General features: G+C 63.7%; 22 protein-coding genes and 4 tRNA genes. 22 read left to right on the top strand and 4 right to left on the bottom strand.

The window, feature by feature from the left end:
- Window positions 1-30: 30 nt before the first annotated feature.
- The 14 genes from truA (at window position 31) to CKW35_RS24230 (ending at window position 10,815) form a co-directional block, all read left to right on the top strand.
- Entirely contained in the window at window positions 31-891 is an 861-nt protein-coding gene (truA, locus tag CKW35_RS24295) for a tRNA pseudouridine(38-40) synthase TruA (protein ID WP_016485520.1), read from the top strand.
- A gap of 61 nt (window positions 892-952) precedes the next feature.
- Window positions 953-1,573 carry a phosphoribosylanthranilate isomerase gene (locus tag CKW35_RS24290; RefSeq protein WP_016485521.1) on the top strand — a complete coding sequence of 207 codons (621 nt, stop codon included), beginning with the start codon at window positions 953-955 and terminating at the stop codon, window positions 1,571-1,573.
- A 215-nt stretch (window positions 1,574-1,788) separates the two neighbouring features.
- The gene (gene accD, locus CKW35_RS24285) at window positions 1,789-2,682 is read left to right on the top strand and encodes an acetyl-CoA carboxylase, carboxyltransferase subunit beta (protein ID WP_016485522.1); all 894 of its coding nucleotides are present in this window, start codon (window positions 1,789-1,791) and stop codon (window positions 2,680-2,682) included.
- The gene (folC, locus tag CKW35_RS24280; RefSeq protein WP_016485523.1) at window positions 2,682-3,989 is read left to right on the top strand and encodes a bifunctional tetrahydrofolate synthase/dihydrofolate synthase; all 1,308 of its coding nucleotides are present in this window, start codon (window positions 2,682-2,684) and stop codon (window positions 3,987-3,989) included. Before accD ends, folC begins: the two co-directional genes overlap by 1 nt.
- Window positions 3,973-4,638 (top strand): SPOR domain-containing protein, encoded by a 666-nt coding sequence (locus CKW35_RS24275; RefSeq protein WP_016485524.1) that lies wholly within the window; start codon window positions 3,973-3,975, stop codon window positions 4,636-4,638. The genes folC and CKW35_RS24275 overlap by 17 nt, the downstream gene beginning before the upstream one ends.
- Window positions 4,639-4,835: 197 nt before the next feature.
- Window positions 4,836-5,393: a CvpA family protein gene (locus CKW35_RS24270; RefSeq protein WP_016485525.1), complete on the top strand. Its 558-nt coding sequence runs from the start codon at window positions 4,836-4,838 to the stop codon at window positions 5,391-5,393.
- Window positions 5,394-5,435: 42 nt separating this feature from the next.
- Window positions 5,436-6,941 carry an amidophosphoribosyltransferase gene (gene purF, locus CKW35_RS24265; protein ID WP_016485526.1) on the top strand — a complete coding sequence of 502 codons (1,506 nt, stop codon included), beginning with the start codon at window positions 5,436-5,438 and terminating at the stop codon, window positions 6,939-6,941.
- A 16-nt stretch (window positions 6,942-6,957) separates the two neighbouring features.
- Window positions 6,958-8,169, top strand: coding sequence for an O-succinylhomoserine sulfhydrylase (locus tag CKW35_RS24260; protein WP_016485527.1), 1,212 nt, complete (start codon window positions 6,958-6,960; stop codon window positions 8,167-8,169).
- Window positions 8,166-8,939, top strand: coding sequence for an SDR family oxidoreductase (locus CKW35_RS24255; RefSeq protein ID WP_016485528.1), 774 nt, complete (start codon window positions 8,166-8,168; stop codon window positions 8,937-8,939). The genes CKW35_RS24260 and CKW35_RS24255 overlap by 4 nt, the downstream gene beginning before the upstream one ends.
- 238 nt (window positions 8,940-9,177) lie before the next feature.
- A tRNA-Val gene (locus CKW35_RS24250) sits at window positions 9,178-9,253 on the top strand.
- Between the two features lie 64 nt (window positions 9,254-9,317).
- Window positions 9,318-9,394: transfer RNA gene (locus CKW35_RS24245), tRNA-Asp, on the top strand.
- Between the two features lie 100 nt (window positions 9,395-9,494).
- Window positions 9,495-9,571: transfer RNA gene (locus CKW35_RS24240), tRNA-Asp, on the top strand.
- A gap of 141 nt (window positions 9,572-9,712) precedes the next feature.
- A tRNA-Asp gene (locus tag CKW35_RS24235) sits at window positions 9,713-9,789 on the top strand.
- Window positions 9,790-9,987: 198 nt separating this feature from the next.
- Window positions 9,988-10,815, top strand: a complete 828-nt coding sequence (locus CKW35_RS24230) for a DUF2242 domain-containing protein (protein WP_016485529.1) — start codon at window positions 9,988-9,990, stop codon at window positions 10,813-10,815.
- Window positions 10,816-11,045: 230 nt separating this feature from the next.
- Here the strand turns inward: CKW35_RS24230 and CKW35_RS24225 are convergent, their stop codons facing one another.
- Both CKW35_RS24225 and CKW35_RS24220 read right to left on the bottom strand, forming a co-directional pair.
- Window positions 11,046-12,086, bottom strand: a complete 1,041-nt coding sequence (locus CKW35_RS24225; protein WP_016485531.1) for an AraC family transcriptional regulator — start codon at window positions 12,084-12,086, stop codon at window positions 11,046-11,048.
- Window positions 12,087-12,090: 4 nt separating this feature from the next.
- Entirely contained in the window at window positions 12,091-13,209 is a 1,119-nt protein-coding gene (locus tag CKW35_RS24220; RefSeq protein WP_016485532.1) for a nitrilase-related carbon-nitrogen hydrolase, read from the bottom strand.
- A 192-nt stretch (window positions 13,210-13,401) separates the two neighbouring features.
- Between CKW35_RS24220 and CKW35_RS24215 the strand changes: the two genes are divergently transcribed.
- Window positions 13,402-15,438, top strand: a complete 2,037-nt coding sequence (locus tag CKW35_RS24215; protein ID WP_095117040.1) for an NADPH-dependent 2,4-dienoyl-CoA reductase — start codon at window positions 13,402-13,404, stop codon at window positions 15,436-15,438.
- A 51-nt stretch (window positions 15,439-15,489) separates the two neighbouring features.
- Window positions 15,490-16,419 carry a 1-aminocyclopropane-1-carboxylate deaminase/D-cysteine desulfhydrase gene (locus CKW35_RS24210; RefSeq protein WP_016485534.1) on the top strand — a complete coding sequence of 310 codons (930 nt, stop codon included), beginning with the start codon at window positions 15,490-15,492 and terminating at the stop codon, window positions 16,417-16,419.
- Here the strand turns inward: CKW35_RS24210 and CKW35_RS24205 are convergent.
- Window positions 16,371-16,916: a cytochrome b gene (locus CKW35_RS24205; RefSeq protein ID WP_016485535.1), complete on the bottom strand. Its 546-nt coding sequence runs from the start codon at window positions 16,914-16,916 to the stop codon at window positions 16,371-16,373. The genes CKW35_RS24210 and CKW35_RS24205 overlap by 49 nt on opposite strands.
- 217 nt (window positions 16,917-17,133) lie before the next feature.
- Window positions 17,134-18,066 carry a DUF1853 family protein gene (locus CKW35_RS24200; RefSeq protein WP_024717867.1) on the bottom strand — a complete coding sequence of 311 codons (933 nt, stop codon included), beginning with the start codon at window positions 18,064-18,066 and terminating at the stop codon, window positions 17,134-17,136.
- An 88-nt stretch (window positions 18,067-18,154) separates the two neighbouring features.
- On the opposite strand from CKW35_RS24200, the gene CKW35_RS24195 reads away from it, so the two are divergent.
- The 6 genes from CKW35_RS24195 to pepN are packed head-to-tail and all read left to right on the top strand — an operon-like array spanning window position 18,155 to window position 24,669.
- Window positions 18,155-19,045: an NAD(+) kinase gene (locus tag CKW35_RS24195; RefSeq protein WP_016485536.1), complete on the top strand. Its 891-nt coding sequence runs from the start codon at window positions 18,155-18,157 to the stop codon at window positions 19,043-19,045.
- On the top strand, window positions 19,042-20,016 hold the full coding sequence (locus CKW35_RS24190; protein WP_169725181.1) for a metallophosphoesterase: 975 nt from the start codon (window positions 19,042-19,044) through the stop codon (window positions 20,014-20,016). The genes CKW35_RS24195 and CKW35_RS24190 overlap by 4 nt, the downstream gene beginning before the upstream one ends.
- A complete protein-coding gene (locus CKW35_RS24185; protein WP_016485538.1) occupies window positions 20,013-20,897 on the top strand; it encodes a rhomboid family intramembrane serine protease in 885 nt (294 codons plus the stop codon). The genes CKW35_RS24190 and CKW35_RS24185 overlap by 4 nt, the downstream gene beginning before the upstream one ends.
- Window positions 20,898-20,910: 13 nt before the next feature.
- Entirely contained in the window at window positions 20,911-21,171 is a 261-nt protein-coding gene (locus CKW35_RS24180; protein WP_016485539.1) for a YeaC family protein, read from the top strand.
- Complete coding sequence (locus CKW35_RS24175) at window positions 21,168-21,998, top strand: DUF2797 domain-containing protein (RefSeq protein WP_016485540.1); 831 nt, start codon at window positions 21,168-21,170, stop codon at window positions 21,996-21,998. Before CKW35_RS24180 ends, CKW35_RS24175 begins: the two co-directional genes overlap by 4 nt.
- Window positions 21,999-22,011: 13 nt before the next feature.
- Window positions 22,012-24,669, top strand: coding sequence for an aminopeptidase N (gene pepN / locus CKW35_RS24170; protein ID WP_016485541.1), 2,658 nt, complete (start codon window positions 22,012-22,014; stop codon window positions 24,667-24,669).
- The last annotated feature ends 148 nt before the right edge of the window (window positions 24,670-24,817 follow it).

Here is a 24,817-nt window from a genome sequence, read left to right as displayed (position 1 = left end):
CCCCGCCATTTCGTACACCCCACAGGTTTCATGCGCTTGGACATCATCGACACCGCTACCGCCGAATCCGCAGCCGAAGGCTACTCCCGTATCGCCCTGGGCGTGGAATACAAGGGCGCCCGCTACCGCGGCTGGCAGCGCCAGGCCAGCGGAGTACCCAGCGTCCAGCAAGCGCTGGAACAAGCATTGTCCAAGGTGGCCAACGAACCGGTTTCGGTGATCTGTGCCGGGCGAACCGATGCCGGTGTGCATGGCTGTGGCCAGGTCGTGCACTTCGATACCCGTGCCGTACGCGACGAGCGCGCCTGGACCCTGGGCACCAATTTCAACCTGCCGCACGACATCAGCGTGGTCTGGTCGCGGCCGATGCCGGCCGACTTCCATGCCCGCTTCAAGGCATGTGCCCGGCGCTACCGCTATGTCATCTACAACGACCCGATCCGCCCGGCGCACCTGGCCGAGGAAGTGACCTGGAACCACCGCCCGCTGGATGTCGAACGCATGGCCGAAGCCGCGCAGTTCCTGCTTGGCACCCACGACTTCAGCGCCTTCCGCGCCAGCCAGTGCCAGGCCAAGTCGCCGATCAAGCATATCTACCACCTGCGCGTTACCCGCCATGGCCAGATGATCGTGCTGGACGTGCGCGCCACGGCTTTCCTGCACCACATGGTGCGTAATATTGTCGGTGTGCTGACGGCCATTGGCGCCGGCGAGCGCCCGGTCACCTGGGCGCGTGAAGTGCTGGAAGGGCGCAACCGCCGTGAAGGCGGGGTCACGGCCCATCCGTACGGGCTTTACCTGGTCCAGGTGGAGTACCCCGAGGCGTATGCGCTGCCCCAGCGTTACATCGGCCCACACTTTTTGACGGGCTACGAGGCGTTGGCCGACTGACGGGCGAATAGCCATTTGCTAACATCCGGCCTTTCACCGTAACAATCAGGGTTCGCTGTCCATGAGCAATGTTCGCAGCAAGATCTGCGGGATTACCCGTATCGAAGACGCGCTGGCTGCTGCCGAGGCGGGTGCCGATGCCATCGGTTTTGTCTTCTATGCCAAGAGCCCGCGGGCCGTGGACGTGCGCCAGGCGCGGGCGATCATTGCCGAGTTGCCGCCGTTCGTGACCACGGTCGGTCTGTTCGTCAACGCCTCGCGTTGCGAGCTGAACGAGATCCTCGAAGTGGTTGCGCTGGACCTGCTACAGTTCCACGGCGACGAGACCCCGCAAGACTGCGAAGGCTATCACCGCCCCTGGATCAAGGCCCTGCGGGTGCGCCCGGGCGACGACCTGGAGGCGGCCTGCCAGCTTTATGCGGGGGCTCGCGGCATACTGCTGGACACCTACGTGGCAGGCGTACCCGGGGGAACCGGTGAAGCGTTCGACTGGTCACTGGTGCCGGCACATCTGAGCAAGCCCATCATCTTGGCGGGCGGGCTGTCGGCCGACAACGTTGGCCAGGCCATTGCCCAGGTACGGCCTTACGCGGTGGATGTCAGTGGTGGCGTCGAACAGGCCAAGGGCATCAAGGACGCGGCGAAAATCGAGGCCTTCATGCAGGCGGTGAAACAGGCGTGATGGCAGATGTGACGGCTGGCTGCGCGCCATCGTCCATAGCTTTCGCAGCCCTGCGGGGCAGCCGCCGCTGGCGGCGGAACAACACATTAGCGGTGGAGTGGCACGCTGGCAGCCCCGGTGGCCGGTCTACCATTGTTTCATAAAAGATTTTGAGCTCAAGGGCAGGGCAGGGCGGTGACACCGCCCCCCGCCTGCCGATACTGGAGAAATAAAGCATGAGCAACTGGTTAGTCGACAAACTGATCCCTTCGATCATGCGTTCCGAGGTGAAGAAGAGCTCGGTGCCTGAGGGCCTGTGGCACAAGTGCCCAGCCTGTGAGGCCGTGCTGTATCGTCCGGAGCTGGAAAAAACCCTGGATGTCTGCCCCAAGTGCAACCACCACATGCGCATCGGCGCACGTGCGCGCATCGATATCTTCCTGGATGCCGAAGGCCGTGCCGAACTGGGGGCCGACCTGGAGCCGGTCGACCGCCTGAAGTTCCGTGACGGCAAGAAGTACAAGGATCGCCTGGCCGGCGCCCAGAAGCAGACTGGCGAAAAAGACGCGCTCATCTCCATGAGCGGCACCCTGATGGGCATGCCGATCGTGGTCAGCGCTTTTGAGTTCTCGTTCATGGGCGGCTCCATGGGTGCCATTGTCGGCGAACGCTTCGTACGCGCGGCCAACTACGCCCTGGAACACCGTTGCCCAATGGTCTGCTTCTCTGCTTCGGGCGGTGCGCGCATGCAGGAAGCGCTGATCTCGCTGATGCAGATGGCCAAGACCTCGGCGGTGCTGGCGCGCCTGCGCGAAGAGGGCATCCCGTTCATCTCGGTGCTGACCGACCCGGTGTACGGCGGCGTTTCTGCCAGCCTGGCGATGCTCGGCGACGTTATCGTCGGTGAGCCTAAGGCCCTGATTGGCTTCGCCGGCCCACGCGTGATCGAGCAGACCGTACGCGAGAAGCTGCCAGAAGGCTTCCAGCGCAGCGAGTTCCTGCTGGAGCACGGTGCTATCGACCTGATCATCTCCCGTGGTGAACTACGCCCGCGTCTGGCCCGCCTGCTGGCACAGATGACCGGCCAGGAAACCCCGGAGCAAGCGCGTGAGGCGGCTGCTGTCGCGTGATGAAACAACGAACCCTGGGCGAATGGCTCGCCTACCTCGAGCAGTTGCATCCCTCGGCCATTGACATGGGCCTTGAGCGGTCGCAGAAGGTGCTTGCCCGGCTGGCGCTGGGCAAGCTGGCGCCACGTGTGGTGACGGTAACCGGCACCAATGGCAAGGGCTCGACCTGCGCATTCGTGGCCTCTCTGCTGCGTGCCCAGGGGCTCAAGGTCGGCGTCTACAGCTCGCCGCACCTGTTGCGCTACAACGAGCGGGTAGTGATCGATGGCCAAGAGGCCAGCGATGAGCGCCTGTGCGAAGCCTTTGCCGCCGTCGAGGCGGCGCGGGGCGATATTTCCCTGACCTACTTCGAAATGGGCACGCTGGCCGCGTTCTGGTTGTTCTACCAGTCGCAGCTGGATGCCGTAGTGCTGGAAGTGGGGCTTGGTGGCCGCCTGGACACCGTGAACGTGGTGGATGCCGACCTGGCGCTGGTGACCAGCATCGGCGTCGACCATGTCGATTACCTGGGCAATACCCGCGAGCAGGTAGCCTTCGAGAAAGCCGGGATCTTCCGCCCGGGCAAGCCGGCCCTGTGCGGCGACCTCGATCCGCCACAACCGTTGCTGGACAAGGCCGCCGAGCTGGCTGCGCCGCTGTTCCTGCGTGGTCGGGACTTTGATCTGGCCAGCACCGTGGGCGGCTGGAGCTGGCGCGGTACTGCGGCAGACGGCGCGCAAGTTGCGCTTTGTGACCTGCCACTGCTCGACCTGCCCATGGAAAACGCCACGCTGGCCCTGCAGGCGTACCTGCTGATGGGGCTGCCGTGGGATGCCGCGCAGGTGCGCCAGGCGCTGCTGGCTACCCGCATTACAGGCCGCCTCGATCGTCGCCAGGTGAACTGGCAGGGCAAGCGGGTGGAGCTGTTGCTGGATGTGGGGCATAACCCTCATGCAGCGGAGTACCTGGCCCGGCGCCTGACGGCCCGGCCGCCCAAGGGCCGTCGCCTGGTGGTGTTCGGGCTGCTCGCCGACAAGGACCTGGAAGGCGTGGTCGCGCCGCTGCAGGGCCTGGTCGACGACTGGGCCGTGGCGCCGCTGGATACCCCGCGCAGCCGCCCGGCTGCCGAGCTGGCCACAGCCTTGACGAACCTCGGCGCCGCGGTGAAGTCTTATGCCAGCGTCGACGCCGCCCTTGAAGGGCAATGTGCGCAGGCGACGCCGGATGATCAGGTCCTGCTGTTCGGTTCGTTTTTCTGTGTTGCCCAGGCGCTGGAGTGGCTGGAGCGGCACGCCCAGGAGGGTGGAGTAGATGGCAGTGCTGGATAAAGGGATGAAACAGCGCATGGTGGGTGCGCTGGTGCTGGTGGCGCTGGCGGTTATTTTCCTGCCGATGCTGTTCACCCGCGAGGACGAGATGCGCCAGGTGCACGTCGAGGCCCCGCAAGCACCGGCCATGCCAAGCCTGCCGGAAGTGAAGGTGGAGCCGGTCGCCGTGCCCGAGCCGCAGGCGATTGCGCAAGCGCCGGAGCAGCCAGCGGTGGTGGTCGACGAGTCCACTGCGCCGCCCGCCACGCCCAGTCAGCCCATTACGCCATCGCCGCAAACCCAGGCGCAGGTCCAGCCGGCCAAGCCACAGGCTGCTGCGCCTAAAGTGGAGTCGAAGCCAGTGGCCACCCCGGCACCTGCCGCACCAGTGGCAAAGCCGGCTGCCCCTTCAAAAATCGACGTCAATGGCTTGCCTGTCAGTTGGTCCATCCAGTTGGCCAGCCTGTCCAATCGTGCCGGTGCCGAAAAGCTCCAGCAAACCCTGCGCAGCCAGGGCTACAACGCCTATATCCGCTCGGCGGGCGGAATGAATCGGGTGTATGTCGGGCCGCTGATCGAGCGCGCCGAGGCGGAGCGGACACGCGACGCCATCAACCGGCAGAACAGCCTCAAAGGCTTTGTGGTGCGTTTCCAGCCAGAGCGCAGCTGATAGCACGAGGGCGGCTTTGCCGGCCATCACCGGCAAGCCAGCTCCAGAGAGTGCCTGGCAAATCACCCGGTCATGTTTTGTTCTATGAAAGGTGGCTTGCCGGCGATGAAGCCAACACCAATCCACCCGACATTCCGCTTACTCCCAGCCCGTCGCTCTGGTAAAATGCGCCGCCTCAAACGTCTGCAGGCAGCACCGTGGCATTTACCTTGGTTGATTGGGCGATCATCGCGATCATCGCCGTCTCCACACTGATCAGTCTCAAGCGCGGCTTCGTCAAGGAAGCCTTGTCGTTGCTCATCTGGATCGTTGCGGGTGCGGTTGCGTGGATGTTCGGCGGTTCGCTCTCGGTGTATCTTGAGAGCTATATCCAGACGCCATCCATGCGCGTCATCGCCGGCTGCGCCATTCTTTTCGTCGCCACCTTGCTAGTGGGGGCCATGGTCAACTTCCTTGTCGGCGAGCTGATCCGTGTGACCGGGCTGTCCGGCACCGATCGTTTCCTGGGCATGGCCTTTGGCGCTGCGCGCGGGGCCTTGCTGGTAGTGGTGGCCATAGGCCTGATCAGCCTGGGGCCTGTTCAACAAGACACCTGGTGGCAGGAATCACGCCTGATACCACAATTTCTCTTGGTCGCCGACTGGTCGAAAAACCTGATCCTGGGTTTTACCGGCCAATGGACGCCCAGTGGGTTGATCAGCGCTCCGGCTGATCTTCCGTTCAAGGAACAGTTGCTCGGGCCGTCCCGGCCCTGAGCGCTATTCACTCAAGTTTCGTCAAAGTAGGGGTTGCGTCGCATGTGTGGCATCGTCGGTATCGTCGGTAAGTCGAACGTCAATCAGGCGCTGTATGACGCGCTTACGGTCCTCCAGCACCGCGGCCAGGACGCTGCCGGTATCGTGACCAGCCATGACGGCCGGTTGTTCCTGCGCAAGGATAATGGCCTGGTGCGCGACGTCTTCCAGCAGCGCCATATGCAGCGCCTGGTGGGCAGCATGGGCATTGGCCACGTGCGTTATCCGACGGCAGGCAGCTCGACCTCGGCCGAGGCCCAGCCGTTCTACGTCAACTCGCCGTATGGCATCACCCTGGCCCACAACGGCAACCTGACCAACGTCGAGCAGTTGGCCAAAGAGATTTACGAGTCCGACCTGCGCCACGTCAACACCAACTCCGACTCGGAAGTGCTGCTGAACGTGTTCGCCCATGAGCTGGCGGTGCGTGGCAAGCTGCAACCGACCGAAGAGGACGTGTTCGCCGCTGTTTCCCACGTGCACAGCCGCTGCGTCGGCGGTTACGCCGTGGTGGCGATGGTCACTGGCTACGGCATCGTCGGTTTCCGCGATCCCCACGGTATCCGCCCGGTAGTGTTCGGCCAGCGTCACACCGACGAAGGCGTGGAATACATGATCGCCTCGGAAAGCGTGGCTCTGGACGTGCTCGGCTTTACCCTGATCCGCGACCTGGCGCCGGGCGAAGCGGTGTATATCACCGAAGAAGGCCAGCTGTTCACCAAGCAGTGCGCCGAATCGCCAAAACTGCAGCCGTGCATTTTCGAGCACGTCTACCTGGCCCGCCCAGACTCGATCATCGACGGTATTTCGGTGTACAAGGCCCGTCTGCGCATGGGGGAGAAGCTTGCCGACAAGATCATGCGCGAGCGCCCAGAGCATGATATCGACGTGGTCATCCCGATCCCGGACACCAGCCGCACTGCTGCGCTGGAACTGGCCAACCGGCTGGGCGTCAAGTTCCGCGAAGGCTTCGTCAAGAACCGCTACATCGGCCGTACCTTCATCATGCCCGGCCAGGCCGCGCGCAAGAAATCGGTACGCCAGAAGCTCAACGCCATCGAACTGGAATTCCGCGGCAAGAACGTGATGCTGGTGGACGACTCGATCGTGCGCGGCACCACCTGCAAGCAGATCATCCAGATGGCCCGTGAAGCCGGTGCCAAGAATGTCTACTTCTGTTCCGCAGCCCCTGCGGTGCGCTACCCCAACGTCTACGGCATCGACATGCCGAGTGTTCACGAACTGATCGCCCACAACCGTACCACCGAACAAGTGGCCGAGTTGATTGGTGCCGATTGGCTGATCTATCAGGACTTGCCAGACCTGATTGACTCGGTCGGTGGCGGCAAGATCAAGATCGATCACTTCGATTGCGCGGTGTTCAACGGTGAGTACGTCACCGGCGATATCGACGATGCCTACCTCGAGCGTATCGAGCAGGCCCGTAATGACCTGGCCAAGGTCAAGAACCAGGCCGTCAGCGCGATCATCGACCTCTACAACAACTGATTCAGGGAGCGACGGCATGACGGATCAATGGGATGCCGGGCGACTGGACAGCGACCTCGAGGGTGTCGGTTTCGACACCCTGGCGGTGCGCGCCGGTCAACACCGTACACCTGAGGGCGAGCACAGCGAAGCGCTGTTCCTGACCTCCAGCTACGTGTTCCGCACGGCCGCCGATGCGGCCGCGCGCTTTGCCGGTGAAACACCGGGCAACGTCTATTCGCGTTACACAAACCCGTCGGTGCGCGCCTTTGAGGGGCGCCTGGCGGCCATGGAAGGCGCCGAGCAGGCCGTGGGCACTTCCACCGGCATGGCGGCGATCCTGGCCGTGGTAATGTCGCTGTGCAGTGCCGGTGACCACGTGCTGGTATCGCAGAGCGTATTCGGCTCGACCATCAGCCTGTTCGAGAAGTACTTCAAGCGCTTTGGTGTGCAGGTGGACTACGTGCCGCTGGTCGACCTCGGTGGCTGGGAAAAGGCCATCAAGGCCAATACCAAGCTACTGATCGTCGAGTCGCCGTCCAACCCGCTGGCCGAGCTGGTCGATATCACCGCGCTCAGTGAAATCGCCCATGCCCGCGGTGCCATGCTGGTGGTGGACAACTGCTTCAGCACCCCTGCGTTGCAGCAGCCGCTGAAGCTGGGTGCCGACATCGTGTTCCACTCGGCCACCAAGTTCATCGACGGCCAGGGCCGCTGCATGGGTGGCGTGGTTGCCGGCCGTGCCGAACAGATGAAAGAAGTGGTGGGCTTCCTGCGCACCGCAGGCCCAACGCTCAGCCCGTTCAATGCCTGGATCTTCACCAAGGGCCTGGAAACCTTGCGCCTGCGCATGCGTGCGCACTGCGAAAGCGCCCAGGCCCTGGCCGAATGGCTGGAGCAGCAGGATGGCGTGGAGAAGGTGCACTACGCCGGCCTGCCCAGTCATCCGCAGCACGAGCTGGCCAAGCGCCAGATGAGTGGCTTTGGTGCGGTGGTCAGCTTCGAGGTCAAGGGCGGCAAAGAGGGCGCCTGGCGCTTTATCGACGCGACCCGGGTGATTTCCATCACCACCAACCTGGGTGACAGCAAGACCACCATCGCTCACCCGGCCACCACCTCCCACGGCCGCTTGTCGGCGCAGGAGCGTGAAGCCGCCGGTATCCGCGACAGCCTGATCCGCGTTGCCGTGGGCCTGGAAGATGTGGCCGACCTGCAGGCCGACCTTGCACGCGGGCTGGCCGCACTGTGATCGAAATCCGCGGCAGTACCCCGGGCCACAATGGCCGGGTAGCCTTGGTCACCGGTGCCGCGCGCGGCATCGGCTTGGGCATTGCCGCTTGGCTGGTCTGTGAAGGCTGGCAGGTGGTGCTGAGCGACCTCGACCGGCAGCGTGGCAGCAAAGTGGCCAAGGCCTTGGGCGACAACGCCTGGTTCATTACCATGGACGTTGCCGACGAGGCCCAGGTCAGTGCCGGGGTGTCTGAAGTGCTCGGGCAGTTTGGTCGGCTGGACGCGCTGGTGTGCAATGCGGCCATCGCCAATCCGCACAACCAGACGCTGGAAAGCCTGAGCCTGGCGCAATGGAACCGGGTGCTGGCGGTCAACCTCAATGGCCCGATGCTGCTGGCCAAGCATTGTGCGCCGTACCTGCGTGCGCACAACGGGGCGATCGTCAACCTTACCTCCACCCGGGCGCGGCAGTCCGAGCCCGATACGGAGGCCTACGCGGCGAGCAAGGGCGGCCTGGTGGCCTTGACCCATGCCCTGGCCATGAGCCTGGGCCCGGAGATTCGTGTCAATGCGGTAAGCCCGGGCTGGATCGATGCCCGTGACCCGTCGCAGCGCCGCGCCGAGCCGTTGACCGACGCCGATCATGCCCAGCACCCGACGGGCAGGGTGGGCACCGTGGAAGATGTGGCGGCCATGGTTGCCTGGCTGTTGTCGCGCCAGGCGGCGTTTGTCACTGGCCAGGAGTTTGTGGTCGACGGCGGCATGACCCGCAAGATGATCTACACCTGAACATTCTGCTTATCATTTACGGGCCTCTTCGCGGGTGAACCCGCTCCCACAGGTACAGCGCAGTGCTAAAGACCTGTGCCGTACCTGTGGGAGCGGGTTTACCCGCGAAGGGGCCCGTACAGGCAAGCGCACTATTTTGCCCTTTTTGAAAAAAATTCAATGGGGCTATTGACTTAGCTTCGCCATCTGCGTAAATTTCGCGGCCTCAGCGAAGCAAACGCAACAAGCAACATCGCGAGGGTGATTAGCTCAGCCGGGAGAGCATCTGCCTTACAAGCAGAGGGTCGGCGGTTCGATCCCGTCATCACCCACCACTTCCTGAGAAGTTCCTGGTGCAAGGTTTCGCAAGAAGCCCATGGCCAGAGAGGAACGCACTGCGCAGCGGTAGTTCAGTCGGTTAGAATACCGGCCTGTCACGCCGGGGGTCGCGGGTTCGAGTCCCGTCCGCTGCGCCATTTTTCAGTAACAGATGGGTGCTTTGCACCGGTCTGAAGCCACAAGGCAAATTGTCTTTGGCTGATCCTAGTTTCAATCAGGTGCAAGCCTGAACGATACGCAGCGGTAGTTCAGTCGGTTAGAATACCGGCCTGTCACGCCGGGGGTCGCGGGTTCGAGTCCCGTCCGCTGCGCCATCTTCGCTTCAAGGTCCCTAGAACACCTTGAAGCAAACACAAGAGAAGCGATCATGTTATCGCTTTTTTTGTGCCTGCCCTGAGGCCTTGGCGCCGGAAGGGTAGACCCAGGTTTCAATCGGGTGAAAGCCTGAATGATACGCAGCGGTAGTTCAGTCGGTTAGAATACCGGCCTGTCACGCCGGGGGTCGCGGGTTCGAGTCCCGTCCGCTGCGCCATCTTTGCCTCAAGGCCCCTTTGAACGCCTTGAAGCACAAAAAGAGCGACCTTAGGGTCGCTTTTTTTGTTTCTGCGGCTGAAAACCTGTCTTTACCCATTTTTACACCAACCTGACAGACTCTTCACCGACCAGTGGTTCCTGTGCCTGCCTGCTGTGTTGCACAATAGGCACCTTCTCGACTTACCCGGAATTCGCAATGACCAGATCTTCCGTCTTTGGTGCGCTCGGGCTGGCCCTGGTGCTGGCGGGGGTGGCCGGTTGTTCCTCGAAAAAGACTGCCGTGTACGAGCACGAGAACTTCGATGACTCGGGTACCTTCTCGCGCAGCTTTCCGGTGAGCGATGCCGGCACTTGCGAGGCCGCCCGGCGTGCCTTGCTCAGCCAGGGCTACATCATTACCAACAGCGGTGCCAACCAGGTGGTGGGCAACAAGAGCTTCCAGCAGAACAGCGAGAATCACCTGCAGATCAGCTTCAACGTGACCTGTGCGCCGGATGTGAGCGACGAACAGCGCTCGACCATGTTCGCCAACGCCCTGCAGGACCGTTACGCGCTGAAAAAATCCAACACCTCCGCCAGCCTGGGCGTGGGGGTACTGGGTTCGGTATCGATGCCGATCGGCTCCAGCGACGACTCGATGGTCAAGGTGGCCAGCGAAACGGTGACGGCAGCGCAGTTCTATGACCGTTATTTCGCCTTGGTAGAGAGCTACCTGCCCAAGCCCAAGCCTAAGAAGGTTGAAGAAGCCAAGGTCGAGGCGCCCAAGGTTCCGAAGCCAGCGGTAGAACTGGGGTTACCTGAGCAGGCAGCGGCGAACCCGGTGGCGCCTGCGCCGGCTCCGGAAGCGGCACCGGAGGCGCAAGATGCACCTGCGCCGGCCGTTGCCCCGGCCAGTGAAGCGGCAGCGGCACCGGTGGTGGATGACAGCCAGGGCTCGCAGCCGGTGGCGCCGCCGGCCGAAGCTGCGCCTATTCAGGTGCAGCAGCAATCCCAGCCTGCCGAGGCCGCGTCACCCTCCCTTTGACTGTTTGCCTGTTACAGACACCCGCGATAACTTCCTGAACCCCTGCTACGTTTACCACTCATAAGCTTGTCATCATCCCTTCATCCCACCTGCTTAGGCTGAAGGCGATACCTACGAAGACAATATGAGTAAAGAGGACGCAGGGCGATGGATGAATACCAGGAAGAACTACTCGAAACCCAGGCTTACGAACTGGACACCCCGGAACCGGCTGAAGACGCTACCGAGCTTTAGCCCGCCCGCCGCTGGTTGCGGCGGAACTCCCCCGGCGTTAGGCCCGTCCAGCGCTTGAATGCGCGCTGGAAGGCCTCGGCCGAAGCAAACCCCAACAGATAGGCAATCTCGCCGAAGGCCAGCTCCGTGTCACGGATATAGGTCTCGGCCAGGTCGCGCCGCGTTTCGTTGAGCAGGTCGCGAAAGCGCGTGCCTTCTTCGGCGAGTTTGCGGCGCAACGTCCAGGTCGGTAGCTGTAAGTGCAGCGCCACTTCTTCCAGGTCCGGTTCACGGCCGCCATTGAGCAGCGGGCCCAGCAAGTGGGTAATGCGTTCACCCAGGCTGCGCACCCGTGTGCGTTGCAGCAGCTCTGCCTCACACAGTTGCAGCAGGTGCTGCCAGGTGCTCGGGCAATGCCTTGGGTTGGCCAGTTGCAGGGTTGCGCGGCTTAGCCGCAGCTGGTTGCCCTCGGCCGCGAATTGTACAGGTGTGTTGCACAGCGCCTGATAACACTTGGCGTAGGCAGGGGCGGCAAACTCGATGTCCAGGCGCTCGGCCTGCACCTGTGTGCCGGCCAGGTCGGCAAGTTGCGCCAGCCAGCCGGCAAGCAGTGAGTCGACCACGAAGCGGTTGTAGGCGTTGTAAGGGCTGATGGAGTAGAAACGCAACCAGGCGCCTTGGGCGTCTTCCTCAAAGCTGGAGTGGCCACGGTAGTTGGCCGCATACAGTGGCTCGAAGCGCAGCAGGGTGCGCGCCGCGTCGCCCAGTGTCGGTGCCTGGGCGGCGGTGACCCCGGCCAGGCCGGCATGCGCAAGGCGGCTCAGGCGGCCCATGTGCAGGCCCAGTGCGGCCTCGCCGCTCAGCTCGATGGCTGCGTGGCCCAGGTGCATGTAACGGGGGATCGACAAGCGCGCGCCGGCCTCGGCAAGGCGGGGCGCACCCAGACCATAACGGCGCAGCAGGGGCTCGGGGTCGTGCCCCAGTTCGCGCAGGGCCTCTGTCAGCGGCTGGACAAAGCCTACCGAAAGGTCGCCCAGGCGTACGCGGGGGCGGGTCATGAGCCTACAGCCACAGATTCAGCAGGCGGGCGCCAGGGCTGGGGGGGCCCGTCAGCAACTCACCCGACTGTCGGGCAAAGCCCTGGCCGTCGCTGGCCTGCTCCCAGAACTGCCCGCGCATGAACACGCTCATGCTGCTGACGCTGGCCCCGGCTGCCTCGGTCAGGCGTTGCCAGGCAGTCTGTTCGCTGACCTCGCCCCGTTGCAGGGCCAGCCCTGCGCTGGCGTCCTGGTGGCGATTGCCGCGCCATGACGCTTCCCAGCTACCCTTGCCGCTGAGGAACACCGGGTTGGCGATCAGCTGTACCGCTTGTTGTGCCAGTTGCTCATGGTTTTGCGGATACCAGCTGTCACTGCCCACCAGGACACCCAAGCGGCCGGCCGGGGTTTGCACCACTTGCAGCGGTTGCTGGCGGCCATCATGGACGTAGCGGCGGATTTCACTGTCGGGGAACTGTTGGCGCTGTGGCTGGCCCAGCAGCGAGCCATCTGCGGCAAACACCAGGCTGCTGTTGAACAGCGGGCCACTGCCGGCATGCAGCACGCCTTGTTTGACATAGGGTGCGGGCAGCACGATGGAGCCGGCCACCAGGGTGACGCCGAACTCCCTGGCCAACCCGCCGAACAACTGCTGATAGTCTGCGGCCATTTGCTCGGCCTTCATGCGCAAATGCGCGTCAGCGCGCCAGTCGTCGCCGTCTGCGCCGAGTATTGCCAGGCCGTAGCGCAGCGGGTTGCTCAGCTCCAGCCACTGCAAGGCCTCGCGGCTGTGCGTGACTTGATAAAGCTCATTCTTTTCCCCACGCGCCCACAGCCAGGTGCCGATGTGCTCCGGCAGCACCACCACCGTGCGCGGGCTCACCAGCCCTTGCGCGCGGGCTTGCTCCAGATAAGCCGCGAGCTTGCGGTGCAGGCGTTGCAGGTTCTGGTAGTCGCCCGGGTACAGCAGCGGCTCGACGCCCAGCAGATTACCGTGCTCGCCCGGCACGCCATGGTTGAGGGCCAGCTCGATGCGCAGGTCGGACAGGTAGTGGCCTTCTGGGCGCTGCTGGGTCCAGAAGCCGTAGCCGCACAGGGAGGCGATCATCACCAGCGCCAGCGCGCTTGCCAGGAGTTTTCGCATGGAACAGGACGAGGCCTTGAGAACCGAGGGTTCCCTAGGGTAGTCCGGCTGTACGTCAGGATCAATAACTTGTCATTTTCGATCATTGAGCCCATTCAAACGGCTGTTTAATCTCGCTGACAGACAAACGACGGGCCCCGCCGACCAGTGAGGTGCCCGCATACCGTGATCACGCCACCAGGGGACTTTTCCATGGCTGCCGACCGCTACCCGCACCTGCTCGCCCCGCTGGACCTGGGCTTTACTACCTTGCGCAACCGCACCCTGATGGGCTCGATGCACACCGGCCTCGAAGAGCGCCCTGGTGGTTTCGAGCGCATGGCTGCGTACTTTGCCGAGCGCGCCCGTGGGGGCGTCGGCCTGATGGTCACCGGGGGCATTGCGCCCAACGATGAAGGCGGGGTGTATTCCGGCGCGGCCAAGCTCAGTACCGAAGAAGAGGCCGACAAGCACCGCATCGTCACCGAAGCCGTGCACGCGGCGGGTGGCAAGGTGTGCCTGCAGATCCTGCATGCCGGGCGTTACGCTTACAGCCCTCGGCAGGTGGCACCTAGCGCGATCCAGGCGCCGATCAATCCGTTCACGCCCAAGGCGCTGGACGAGGAGGGCATCGAGAAACAGATTGCCGACTTCGTCAATTGCGCGGCACTGGCCCAGCGCGCGGGTTACGACGGCGTCGAGATCATGGGGTCGGAAGGCTACTTCATCAACCAGTTCCTCGCCGCCCACACCAATCACCGCACCGATCGCTGGGGCGGCAGCTATGAAAACCGCATGCGCCTGGCGGTGGAAATCGTCAGCCGGGTACGCGGCGCGGTAGGGCCGAATTTCATCATCATCTTCCGCCTGTCGATGCTCGACCTTGTTGAGGGTGGCAGCACCTGGGACGAGATCGAGCTGTTGGCCAAAGCCATCGAGCAGGCCGGCGCGACCTTGATCAACACCGGCATCGGCTGGCACGAAGCGCGTATCCCCACTATCGCCACCAAGGTGCCGCGTGCGGCATTCAGCAAGGTCACGGCCAAGCTGCGTGGCGTGGTGAATATTCCGCTGATCACCACCAACCGTATCAATACGCCGGAAGTGGCCGAAGCTGTATTGGCCGAAGGTGATGCGGATATGGTTTCAATGGCCAGGCCGTTCCTGGCCGACCCGGAATTCGTCAACAAGGCAGCGGCTGGCCGTGCCGATGAGATCAACACCTGCATCGGCTGTAATCAGGCCTGCCTGGACCACACCTTCGGCGGCAAGCTGACCAGTTGTCTGGTCAACCCGCGTGCCTGCCACGAAACCGAGCTCAACTACCTGCCCGTGCGGGCAGTGAAGCGCATTGCCGTGGTCGGCGCCGGCCCGGCTGGCCTGGCTGCGGCCACCGTGGCGGCCGAGCGGGGCCACGCGGTGACCCTGTTTGACGGCGCAAGCGAAATCGGGGGGCAGTTCAACGTGGCCAAGCGGGTGCCGGGCAAGGAAGAATTCTTTGAAACCCTGCGCTACTTTCGCAACAAGGTGAAGAGCACGGGCGTGGACCTGCGCCTGAATACCCGTGTCGACGTGCAGGCGCTGGTGAGCGGCGGCTACGACGAAATCATCCTGGCCACTGGCATCGCACCGCGTACCCCGGCCATTCCCGGTGTTGAGCATGCCAAGGTGCTCAGCTACCTGGACGTGCTGCTTGAACGCAAGCCGGTAGGCAAGGCGGTCGCGGTCATTGGTGCGGGTGGTATCGGCTTCGATGTCTCCGAATACCTCGTGCACCAAGGCGTGGCCACCAGCCAGGACCGTGAGGCGTTCTGGCAGGAGTGGGGCATCGATACCCGTCTTGAGGCGCGTGGCGGTGTGGCCGGGATCAAGGCCGAGCCTCATGCGCCGGCGCGGCAGGTGTACCTGTTGCAGCGCAAGAAGTCCAAGGTGGGTGATGGCCTGGGCAAGACGACGGGCTGGATTCACCGCACCGGGTTGAAGAACAAGCGGGTACAGATGCTTAACAGTGTCGAGTACCTGGGTATCGACGATGCCGGTTTGCACATTCGTGTGGCCGACGGCGAGCCGCAGGTGCTGCCGGTGGATAACGTGGTGATCTGCGCTGGCCAGGATCCGCTACGCGAATTGCAGGACGGCCTGGTGGCGGCGGGGCAGTCGGTGCACCTGATTGGCGGGGCTGATGTGGCGGCCGAGCTGGATGCCAAACGGGCGATCAACCAAGGTTCGAGGTTGGCGGCGGAACTCTGAGATCGCTGGGGCTGCAAAGCAGCCCCAGGATTTCGCTGGTAAACTCGCACGATGCTTTTCGACCTCCCTCAAGCGCCCCTGCAACCCCTGAACCTGCCTTGGCTGGCAACTGCCAATGTCGAGGCCGCCATCCTGCGGCTGGACCTGATCGACCCACTGGTCAGCGGCAACAAGTGGTTCAAGCTTCGCCTTCACCTGCAGCAAGCCAGCGTCAGCAAAGCCCCGGGCCTGATCAGCCTTGGCGGCAATCACTCCAACCACTTGCACGCCCTGGCCGCCGCCGGCAAGCGCTTCGGCTTCGCCACCGCCGGCCTGCTGCGGGGCCACGTTCAGGAAACACCTACGGTGCGTGACCTTCAGGCGTTGGGCATGGAGCTGCACTGGCTCGGCTACGGCGGCTACCGCGCGCGCAACGAAACCGGATTCTGGGGCCCCTGGCAGTCACGCTACCCAGGCTGGCATTGCATCCCCGAAGGCGGCGGCGGCCCGGCTGGTGCACAGGGCTGTGCGCTGATCATGCAGCAGGCGCGTTCGCAGCTCACGGCATTGGGCTGGTCGGGCTACGATGCCTGGTGGCTGGCTGCTGGAACCGGTACTACCCTGGCCGGCCTGGTGCTGGCCGAGGCGGGTGCGCATGTCGTACATGGCGCATTGGCCGTGCCCAGGGATCATGGCGTGCCGGAGACGGTGGCAGCATTGGCCGGTACACACGGCTACCAGCTACACGATGCGTGCCGTGGCGGTTTTGGCAAATTCGACGATGAGCTGCTGGCCTTCATTGCCGGGTGCGAGCAGCACAGTGGTGTACCGCTCGAGGCCCTGTACACCGGCAAGGCCCTGCTGGCCCTGCGTGATCAGGTCGAGGCCGGGCTGTTTGCGCCCGGCACCCGCCTGATCGTTGTGCATACCGGTGGCCTGCAGGGCCGGCGCGGTTACTTGAAGGGCAGCATGCGCAGCAGCGTGTTGTCGCGCTGCACGTAGTGGTGATACAGCCCGGCCAGGGCGTGCAGGCCGATCAACCAGTAGCCCCAACTGCCCACGCGTTCATGCCAGCCTTTGATGAACTTGGCCTGGTCCGGGTCCGGGCCAATCAGGTGTGGCAGCTCCAGGCCGAAGAACGGCACAGGTTTGTCGGCGGCGCTGAGGATCAGCCAGCCGGCCAGTGGCATGCCGATCATCAGCAGGTACAGCGCCAGGTGCATCAGGTGCGCAAGCCCGGTCTGCCAGGCCGGCGGCTTGGGCACGATGGGCGGGGTAGGGCGGCTCAGGCGCATGGCCAGGCGCAGCCAGACCAGCACGAACACGCTGAGCCCGAGCATGAAGTGCAGGTCTTTCATCAGATTGCGTTCGGCGCTGTCCTTGGGGAACAGGCCACGCAGTTCGATGAGCGCATAAACAGCGGCCAGCAGCACCAGCATCAGCCAATGCAGGGCGATGGACACGCGTGCGTAATGGGTCGCGGGGTTGGATGAAACCATGATCGGTCCTCGTCATCAGGTCAAAATGGCGCTCTTGCTGGCGCTCAGGTACCACTGTAGTGGTTACCAGAAATAAATCTTTGCGCTAGGTCTGTGAAAATTGTGTTGCCAGCACCGGCCCTATCGCCGGCAAGCCAGCTCCCACAGGGACGATGCTGAGCCTGGGGCCTGTGCAGTGGGAGCTGGCTTGCCGGCGATAGGCCCGGTACAGGTAACATCAGGCACCGGGCACGTGCGGCCAGTCATCAGCCACCAGAAACACCCGCTCCACCTCCTGCCAGGCACCCTCGGCATCAGCCTCCAACCTCACCAGCAACTGCGCCGGCGCCTGCCGCTCCAGCACATGCAACCAGGCCGCAAACTGCTCCACCGTCCAGCCTTCACCTGCCTCGACCCGCGCAGGTGCCAGCCAGGCATGCCGCTGCAAGGGCTGCCAATGTTCACCCTCTGCCATGACCCAGTCCCGCCGGCGCACCCAGCGCCCGTGCAAGTGCTGCGGGTTGGCGCCCGCGGGTGGCTCGGCATGGCCAGGCCATGGATAGAACAGGTAGCCACCCAGCCACACGTGTGCCTGCACCTGCTCAACCCCCAACCGCGCCAACAGCTCGCGGCTGTGCGCGCCGTTCGACATGGGCAACTGGTGCCCCGTCAGGTGCGCAAGTTTGCTCCCCAGCCGGTCATGGCACCCAGGTCCCAGCCAGGCATGCGGGTCGTGCCCGGCGTCTTGCGGCCCCAGGTACAACTTGATCGCCAGTTCCAGGTGGTGCACACCGTCGCGATCGCGCAGCACCACGTCCAGCTCGCCCAAGGTGCGCCCCGCGTCACGAATCGGCAGGTTGGCCGCCAACAGTTCGATGCCGGGCGCCTGGCCCAGGGCAAATTGCCACAGCCGTTCGTAGTAATGCCCCAGCCGTCGGCTGCCAAGCTTTGCCAGCCACGCTTGCAGCGGGCGATCGTCGGCATCCAGCGCTCGCAACCAGCCCTCGAGACGCTGCGGCTGCTGCGCCCAGAGGCTGCCCGTCAGCGGGTGGCGCTGGGGGCAGGGCGGGGTGCTGAGCAGGGGCGGCGACAGCAGCGCCCAGGCCAGGTCGCGCACGGCGGGGCGGCGTAACTGCCGGGGCAGGTCGATGAGCAGGGCGAATGGCATCATCCTGCGAGCATAGCCGGTTTGCCGCTACCCGGTGGTTTCGCCCATAATCGGGCCATCGTCACCCGTCGCAGAGCCCCGCAGGAGCCCCATGGAGCAATTTCGCAATATCGGTATCATCGGCCGCCTTGGCAGCTCGCAGGTGCTCGACACCATTCGCCGACTGAAAAAATTCCTCCTCGATCGCCACTTGCATGTGATCCTCGAGGACACCATTGCCGAAGTGCTACCCGGCCATGGCCTGCAAACCTCTACCCGCAAGCTGCTGGGCGAGGTCTGCGACCTGGTCATCGTGGTCGGCGGCGACGGCAGCCTGTTGGGCGCCGCCCGCGCCCTGGCCCGGCACAACATTCCGGTGTTGGGCATCAACCGTGGCAATTTGGGCTTCCTCACCGACATCCGCCCTGACGAGCTGGAAGAGAAAGTTGCCGAAGTGCTCGACGGCCACTACCTGGTGGAAAACCGCTTCCTGCTGCAGGCCGAGGTGCGTCGCCATCACGAGGCCATTGGCCAGGGTGATGCGCTGAACGACGTGGTGCTGCACCCAGGCAAGTCCACGCGCATGATCGAGTTCGAAATCTACATCGACGGCCAGTTCGTCTGCAGCCAGAAGGCCGACGGCCTGATCGTCGCCACGCCCACCGGTTCCACTGCCTACGCGCTGTCGGCCGGCGGCCCGATCATGCACCCCAAGCTCGACGCCATCGTCATCGTGCCGATGTACCCGCACACCTTGTCGGGCCGGCCGATCGTGGTCGACGGCAACAGCGAGCTGAAGATCGTGGTGTCCAAGGACCTGCAGATCTACCCGCAAGTGTCCTGTGACGGCCAGAACCACTTCACCTGCGCCCCCGGCGACACCATCACGGTGAGCAAGAAGCCGCAGAAGCTGCGCCTGATTCACCCGCTGGACCACAATTACTACGAGGTCTGCCGCACCAAGCTCGGTTGGGGCAGCCGCCTGGGGAGCAGGGACGACTGATGCTCGATCCGGCGCGAAGTTTCGACATCATCGGTGACGTACACGGCTGTGCACTGACCCTTGAACGCCTGCTCGACGCCCTCGGTTACAAGCGTGTGGCCGGCGTGTGGCGCCACCCGCGGCGCCTCGCGCTGTTTCTGGGCGATATCGTCGACCGCGGGCCACGCATTCGCGAGGCGCTGCACATCGTCCATGATATGGTCGAGGCCGGCCAGGCGTTCTGCATCATGGGCAACCACGAATATAACGCCCTGGGCTGGGTCACCCCGGCACTGCCCGGCAGCGGCAAGGCCTATGTGCGCGAGCACACGCCACGCCACGCCCGGCTGATTGACGAAACCCTCACCCAGTTCGCCCACCACCCCGGCGACTGGCACGATTTCGTCAACTGGTTCTACCAGCTGCCGCTGTTCATCGATGCCGGGCGCTTCCGCCTGGTGCACGCCTGCTGGGACCCGCGGTTGATCGAGCCGCTGCGCCAGCAATACCCCGACGGGCGCATCGATGAACACTTCATCCAGGCCTCGGCAGTCAGTGGCAGTTTTGCCGACACGGTGTGCAACCGCCTGTTGCGTGGCACCGACATGCGCCTGCCGGACGGCCTGACGCTGACCGGCGGCGACGGCCTGACCCGCGCGTTCTTCCGCACCAAGTTCTGGGAAGAAGACCCGCAAACCTATGGCGACATCGTGTTCCAGCCCGATGCCTTGCCCGAGGAGGTAGCCAGTACCCCGCTCAGCCACAGCCAGAAGAACGCTTTGCTGCGCTATGCCGAAGACGAGCCCTTGCTGTTCGTGGGCCATTACTGGCGCAGCGGCCGCCCAGCGCCGATCCGCGCCAACCTGGCCTGCCTGGACTACAGTGCCGTGCTCTACGGCAAACTGGCCGCCTACCGGCTGGATGATGAAACCCGCATTGACCCGCACAAGTTCGTCTGGGTCGACGTCGACCGCCCACAGGCCAACCAATGAATATTATCGAAGTGATGCGCCTGCCGCTGTCGGTTGACCTCAGCGGCTTCGTCCACCTGCTGCAACGTCTGCAGGTGCCGCACCGGGTCAGCGAGGAGGGCGATGTCCAAGTGCTCTGGGCCCCCGACACCCTTGCCGAAGACGTGCTGCAACTCTACCAGCGCTACCCCGACGGCAACGCCGACCTCCAGGCGGTGGAGCAACCTGTGGGAGCGGGGCCTGCGAACGGCCCCACACAACCCTCCCTGGTGCAGCAGGCCAAAGCCTGCAAGATCACCACCCTCACGCTGCTGCTGTGCTTCATCGTCGCCGGCCTCACCAGCCTGGGCGACAATTTCACCACCATCAGTTGGTTTACCTTCCTCGACTTCCGCGTCCAGGGCGACTACCTGTACTTCAGCTCGCTGGCGCAAGTCCTGGACCAAGGCCAGTGGTGGCGCCTGGTATCACCCATGCTGCTGCACTTTGGCGTGCTGCACCTGGCCATGAACAGCCTGTGGTACTGGGAGCTGGGCAAGCGCATCGAGTTGCGCCAGGGCCCGTGGATGCTGCTGGGCCTGACCTTGCTGTTCAGCCTGGTGTCCAACCTGGCCCAGCACTACACCAGCGGGCCGAGCCTGTTCGGCGGCCTGTCCGGCGTGCTGTACGGCTTGCTCGGGCATATCTGGCTGTACCAGTGGCTGGCGCCCAACCGTCACTTCAACCTGCCCAAGGGCGTACTGGTGATGATGCTGGTCTGGCTGGTGGTGTGCCTGACCGGCGTGGTCGGCACCCTGGGCCTTGGCCAGATCGCCAACGCTGCCCATGTTGGTGGGTTGCTCATCGGATGCCTGACCGGGCTCTTGGGTGGGGCGCTGGCCCGGCGTAAACTGTCGGCTTGAATCAGGAGACACTATGTCCACTTTCGCGCAAATGATTGAAAACATCACCCCGGAAATCTACGAAAGCCTGAAACTGGCCGTGGAAATCGGCAAATGGTCGGATGGCCGCAAGCTCACGGCCGAGCAGAAAGAGCTGTCGCTGCAGGCGGTCATCGCCTGGGAGATGAAAAACCTGCCCGAAGAGCAGCGCACCGGTTACATGGGCCCGCAGGAATGCGCATCGAAGTCTGCGCCGATCGCCAACATTCTGTTCAAGTCGGACTCGGTACATTGATCGAACTCGCTCGTGGCTCGTTGAGCAAGATGGCAGTAAGCCTGCAGGCACCCGTGGTGCAATACAGCTTCCGGCTGGATGACACGCAGGTGCCAGTCAACCCGCTGATCGGCCAGCGCCTGCGCCTGGAATACCTCGGCGCCATTCACTGCAGCCATTGCGGCAAGCGCACCAAGACCAGTTTCAGCCAGGGTTACTGCTACCCGTGCATGACCAAGCTGGCCCAGTGTGACCTGTGCATCATGGCCCCGGAAAAATGTCACTACGATGCCGGCACCTGCCGCGAACCGTCGTGGGGCGAACAATTCTGCATGACCGACCACGTGGTCTACCTGGCCAACTCGTCGGGGATCAAGGTCGGCATCACCCGCGCCACCCAGCTGCCCACTCGCTGGCTCGACCAGGGCGCCAGCCAGGCCCTGCCGATCATGCGTGTGGCCACCCGTCAGCAATCAGGCCTGGTGGAAGATGTACTGCGCAGCCAGGTGCCAGACCGCACCAACTGGCGCACGCTGCTCAAAGGCGATGCCGAGGTGCTCGACCTGCCCGCCATTCGTGAGCAGATCTTCGACGCCTGCGCCGACGGCTTGCGCGAGCTGCACGGGCGCTTTGGCCTGCAGGCGATTCAGCCGCTGCCCGACGCCGAAGTGGTGCAGATGAACTACCCGGTCGAGGCCTACCCGAAAAAGATCGTCAGCTTCAACCTCGACAAGGACCCGGTGGCCGAAGGCACGCTGCTGGGCATCAAGGGCCAGTATCTGATCTTTGACACCGGGGTGATCAATATTCGCAAGTACACGGCCTACCAGTTGGCCGTGCTCCAGTAAAAAGGACCTGCACATGCGTACCGAACAACCGCAAGTGATCTACCTGAAGGATTACCAGGCGCCCGAGTACCTGATCGACGAGACGCACCTGACTTTCGAGCTGTTCGAGGACCACACCCTGGTCCACGCGCAACTGGTCATGCGCCGCAACCCGGCACGCGGTGCCGGCCTGCCGCCTTTGGTGCTAGACGGCCAGCAGCTGGAACTGCTGCGTGCCTCGCTGGACGACCAGGAACTGCAGTCGGGCGACTACCAGGTCGATGCCGACAGCCTGACCGTCCATCCCAAGGCCGAACGCTTCACCCTCGACACCAGCGTGAAGATCCACCCTGAGCGCAACACTGCGCTGGAAGGCCTGTACAAGTCCGGCAAGATGTTCTGCACCCAGTGCGAGGCCGAGGGCTTCCGCAAGATCACCTACTACCTCGACCGCCCGGACGTGATGAGCACCTTCACCACCACGGTGATCGCCGAGCAGCATCGCTACCCGGTGTTGTTGTCCAACGGCAACCCAACGGGCAGCGGGCCGGCCGAGGACGGCCGCCACTGGGCCACCTGGGAAGACCCGTTCAAGAAGCCGGCCTACCTGTTCGCGTTGGTGGCCGGTGACCTGTGGTGCGTCGAGGACACGTTTACGCGTCAGTCTGGCCGTGATGTGATGCTGCGCATCTATGTCGAACCCGAAAACCTCGACAAGTGCGACCACGCCATGGTCAGCCTGAAGAAGTCCATGCGTTGGGACGAAGAAGTCTACGGCCGTGAGTATGACCTGGACATCTTCATGATCGTCGCGGTCAACGACTTCAACATGGGCGCCATGGAAAACAAGGGCCTGAACATCTTCAACTCCAGCTGTGTGCTGGCCCGTGCCGAAACCGCCACCGATGCCGCGCACCAGCGCGTCGAAGGCGTGGTCGCCCACGAGTACTTCCACAACTGGTCGGGCAACCGTGTCACCTGCCGTGACTGGTTCCAGCTGTCGCTCAAGGAAGGCTTCACGGTGTTCCGCGATGCCGAGTTCAGTGCCGACATGAACTCGCGCACGGTCAAGCGCATCGAAGACGTCGCCTACCTGCGCACCCACCAGTTCGCCGAAGACGCTGGCCCCATGGCCCATCCGGTGCGCCCGGACAGCTTCATCGAAATTTCCAACTTCTACACCCTGACGGTGTACGAGAAGGGCGCCGAAGTGGTGCGCATGGTCCGTACCCTGCTGGGCGCCGACGGCTTCCGCAAGGGCAGCGACCTGTATTTCGAGCGTCACGATGGCCAAGCGGTGACCACCGATGATTTCATCAAGGCCATGGAAGACGCCAACGGTGTGGACTTCACCCAGTTCAAGCGCTGGTACAGCCAGGCCGGTACCCCGCGTCTGGACGTGAGCGAAAGCTATGACGCAGTTGCACAAACCTACAGCCTGACCTTCCGCCAGAGCTGCCCGCAAACCCCGGACAAGGCCGAAAAGCTTCCGTTCGTGATCCCGGTCGAGCTGGGCCTGCTGGACGCTCAAGGCAATGACCTGCCGCTGCGTCTGGCCGGTGAGCCGGCAGCTGGCGGTACCAGCCGTGTGCTGTCGGTGACCGAGGGCGAGCAGACCTTCACCTTCGAGGGTATCCAGGCCAAGCCGCTGCCCTCGCTGCTGCGCGGCTTCAGCGCACCGGTGAAGCTCAGCTTCCCTTACAACCGCGACCAGCTGATGTTCCTGATGCAGCACGACAGCGACGGTTTCAACCGCTGGGAAGCGGGGCAGCAACTGTCGGTACAGGTGTTGCAGGAGCTGATCGGCCAGCATCAACGCGGCGAAGCCCTGAAACTCGACCAGCGCCTGATCACGGCCCTGGGCACCGTGCTGGGTAACGCGTCGCTGGACCCGGCCATGGTTGCCGAAATGCTTTCGTTGCCGGGCGAGGCGTACCTCACCGAGATCAGCCAGGTGGCCGACGTGGACGCCATCCACGCAGCCCGCGAGTTCGCCCGCCAGCAGATCGCCGAGCAGCTGTTCGACGCCTTGTGGGCGCGCTATCAGGCCCACCGTGAAGTGTCGCGCGGCACCGCCTACGTGGCCTCTGCCGAGCACTTCGCCCGCCGTAGCCTGCAGAACATTGCCCTGTCGTACCTGATGCAGAGCGGCAAGCCGCAGGTGCTGGAAGCGACCCTGGAACAGTTCGATCAGTGCGACAACATGACCGAACGCCTCACGGCCTTGGCGGTGCTGGTCAACTCGCCGTTCGAAGCCGAGCGGGCCAAGGCCCTGGAAGCCTTTGCCGAGCACTTCAAGGACAACCCGCTGGTCATGGATCAGTGGTTCAGCGTGCAGGCGGCCAGCACACTGCCGGGCGGGTTGGCACGGGTCAAGGCGTTGATGCAGCACCCGGCGTTCACCCTGAAAAACCCGAACAAGGTGCGTGCGCTGATTGGGGCCTTTGCCGGGCAGAACCTGATCAACTTCCATGCCGCCGATGGTTCGGGCTATCGCTTCCTCGCGGACCTGGTGATCGAGCTGAATGCGCTGAACCCGCAGATCGCCTCGCGTCAGCTGGCGCCGCTGACCCGCTGGCGCAAATATGACGATGCGCGTCAGGCGCTGATGAGGGGCGAGCTGGAGCGGATTCTGGCTTCGGGTGAGCTGTCCAGCGATGTGTATGAAGTGGTGAGCAAGAGCCTGGCTTGAGTTTTCTGTAGTCAGTGCCGGCCTCTTCGCGGGTAAACCCGCTCCCACAGGTACTTCACCGCTTTCATGGACGGTGTAGCACCTGTGGGAGCGGGTTGACCCGCGAAGCTTTTTGGGCCGACAACAAAACATAACACCCCGCCCGTTG

Source organism: Pseudomonas sp. Irchel 3F3, from assembly GCF_900187545.1.
Taxonomy (GTDB): Bacteria; Pseudomonadota; Gammaproteobacteria; order Pseudomonadales; family Pseudomonadaceae; genus Aquipseudomonas; species Aquipseudomonas fortuita.
This window is presented reverse-complemented; position numbering and strand designations above follow the sequence as displayed.

Bases quoted from the DNA above. Each gene is read 5' to 3' on its own strand.
- truA (WP_016485520.1), top strand. From the start codon at position 31: ATGCGCTTGGACATCATCGACACCGCTACCGCCGAATCCGCAGCCGAA.
- CKW35_RS24290 (WP_016485521.1), top strand. From the start codon at position 953: ATGAGCAATGTTCGCAGCAAGATCTGCGGGATTACCCGTATCGAAGAC.
- accD (WP_016485522.1), top strand. From the start codon at position 1,789: ATGAGCAACTGGTTAGTCGACAAACTGATCCCTTCGATCATGCGTTCC.
- folC (WP_016485523.1), top strand. From the start codon at position 2,682: ATGAAACAACGAACCCTGGGCGAATGGCTCGCCTACCTCGAGCAGTTG.
- CKW35_RS24275 (WP_016485524.1), top strand. From the start codon at position 3,973: ATGGCAGTGCTGGATAAAGGGATGAAACAGCGCATGGTGGGTGCGCTG.
- purF (WP_016485526.1), top strand. From the start codon at position 5,436: ATGTGTGGCATCGTCGGTATCGTCGGTAAGTCGAACGTCAATCAGGCG.
- CKW35_RS24260 (WP_016485527.1), top strand. From the start codon at position 6,958: ATGACGGATCAATGGGATGCCGGGCGACTGGACAGCGACCTCGAGGGT.
- CKW35_RS24230 (WP_016485529.1), top strand. From the start codon at position 9,988: ATGACCAGATCTTCCGTCTTTGGTGCGCTCGGGCTGGCCCTGGTGCTG.
- CKW35_RS24225 (WP_016485531.1), bottom strand. From the start codon at position 12,086: ATGACCCGCCCCCGCGTACGCCTGGGCGACCTTTCGGTAGGCTTTGTC.
- CKW35_RS24220 (WP_016485532.1), bottom strand. From the start codon at position 13,209: ATGCGAAAACTCCTGGCAAGCGCGCTGGCGCTGGTGATGATCGCCTCC.
- CKW35_RS24215 (WP_095117040.1), top strand. From the start codon at position 13,402: ATGGCTGCCGACCGCTACCCGCACCTGCTCGCCCCGCTGGACCTGGGC.
- CKW35_RS24210 (WP_016485534.1), top strand. From the start codon at position 15,490: ATGCTTTTCGACCTCCCTCAAGCGCCCCTGCAACCCCTGAACCTGCCT.
- CKW35_RS24205 (WP_016485535.1), bottom strand. From the start codon at position 16,916: ATGGTTTCATCCAACCCCGCGACCCATTACGCACGCGTGTCCATCGCC.
- CKW35_RS24200 (WP_024717867.1), bottom strand. From the start codon at position 18,066: ATGATGCCATTCGCCCTGCTCATCGACCTGCCCCGGCAGTTACGCCGC.
- CKW35_RS24195 (WP_016485536.1), top strand. From the start codon at position 18,155: ATGGAGCAATTTCGCAATATCGGTATCATCGGCCGCCTTGGCAGCTCG.
- CKW35_RS24185 (WP_016485538.1), top strand. From the start codon at position 20,013: ATGAATATTATCGAAGTGATGCGCCTGCCGCTGTCGGTTGACCTCAGC.
- CKW35_RS24180 (WP_016485539.1), top strand. From the start codon at position 20,911: ATGTCCACTTTCGCGCAAATGATTGAAAACATCACCCCGGAAATCTAC.
- pepN (WP_016485541.1), top strand. From the start codon at position 22,012: ATGCGTACCGAACAACCGCAAGTGATCTACCTGAAGGATTACCAGGCG.